This window comes from Streptomyces mauvecolor (assembly GCF_039532965.1).
Lineage (GTDB): Bacteria > Actinomycetota > Actinomycetes > Streptomycetales > Streptomycetaceae > Streptomyces > Streptomyces violascens.
This window is the reverse complement of record NZ_BAAASQ010000072.1, coordinates 1-1,614: the sequence shown is the minus strand read 5'-3', so window position 1 is coordinate 1,614 and position 1,614 is coordinate 1. Positions and strand designations below refer to the sequence as shown.

The following is a 1,614-nucleotide window of genomic DNA, read 5'->3' as shown; positions in this document are numbered from 1 at the left end:
GACCGTCCGCATCTGCAACCTCCCCACCGCGCCGTGATCACAACAAGCTAAGTGGCATTGGAGTTCAACCGGTGGTTGCAACACTGGGCTGTTGTAGCGAGCGTAGCTGTTCCTCGAATACCTCGGTGGGCGTCCGCCAACCGAGGACTTTGCGGGGTCGGTTGTTGATCGCCAGGGCGACGGCTTCGAGGTCGTCGGACGACCACCGGGAGAGATCGGTGCCCTTCGGGAAGTACTGACGCAGCAGCCCGTTCGTGTTCTCGTTTCGTCGGGCGTTGCCAGGGCGAGTGCGGATCGGCGAAGAACACCTTCGTCCCGGTGTCGAGAGCGAGCTGGGCATGGCCGGAGAGTTCCTTCCCGCGGTCCCAGGTGAGGGTCTTGCGCAGCTGCTCGGGTAGCTGCGTCATCGACGTCGTGAGCGCCGCGTTCATCGCGATCGCGCCATAGCCCCCGAGCGAGGTGCCGTTCTTCACCGGCGCAGTCTCGCCCCAGCCTTCGAGCCGAGGCAGGTGCACCAGGAGCGTGGAGCGGCTGCTGCGCTCGACAAGCGTGCCGATCGCGGAGCGCCCCGTCCCGATGATCAAATCGCCTTCCCAGTGTCCGGGGACCGCGCGGTCGGTGGCCTCGGCGGGACGCTCGCTGAGGACGACATCCGCGGTGACATGCCCTTGCGGCTTGTTCTGCGACCGCGCACGGGGAGTGCGCAACGCCCGGCCGGTACGCAGACACGTGACCCGCTCCCGCTTGAGCACGCCACGGCCTTCGATGAACAGCGCCTGGTAGATCGCTTCGTGGCTGATCCGCATGGACTCATCATCGGGGAAGTCGACAGGGAGCCGGTGCGAGATCTGCTCCGGGCTCTATGCCGTCGCCCATCTTCTGTCCTGCCGGTGCGGCTTGTTCAGCCCCTTCCACACGGGCGTCCTGGGCCCGGTGACGATCGTGCCGTCGGGACCCGGACACTGCCGGCGAGCCGTTCCTGTACGTATTCACGCAACCTGTCGTTGCCTGCGAGCTTGGCTGCCTTCGGGCGCTTCGTGGCCTGCTGCGCCTTCCATTGAGCGACCGTGGCCCGGTACTCCTGCTTCCCGCTGCGGGTGGCGGCGTTGCGGCGCAACTCGCGCGAGATCGTCCCCGGGTCACGCCCGATCGCGCGGGCGATTTCCCGCACGCCCTTGTCCTGGGCGCGCAGAATCGCGATCTCCTCGCGCTCCTCAAAGGCCAGGTAGCGGCCGGTGGGCTCAGCCAGAGAGATCGGCGGCATGCCGCCAGCGTGACGGAACCACCGAGCGCCAACCGGCCACGACACTCCGATCGCCAGCGATGCCTCAGCCGTCGTGACGCCCGTGCCGATCAGCCGCCAGAACTGCCGCTGCACCACCCGCGACGGATCAGGCCGGCCAGGCGAGCGCATCGCCGGCCTCAGCGCCCGGTCAGCACGCCACTGCCGCCGAAGTCCCTCCGGCGCATCGCCGGTCTTCCTGCTCCAGTCCTCTGTAGCGATCTTGAACACCTCCGAAATCAAGGTGTTGCGACGACTGATTGAATCCGCCTTCGCTGCCGCGGTCGCTGTGGAAGATCACGCCCTTCACGTCGCCGCCGCGGGTGGCCGCG

At 67.5% G+C, this 1,614-nt stretch carries 1 pseudogene; it reads right to left on the bottom strand.

Features of this window, described 5'->3' with window-relative positions:
* Positions 1 to 64 precede the first annotated feature (64 nt).
* A pseudogene (locus tag ABD346_RS38265) lies at positions 65 to 1,414 on the bottom strand (IS30 family transposase).
* Positions 1,415 to 1,614: the final 200 nt, after the last annotated feature.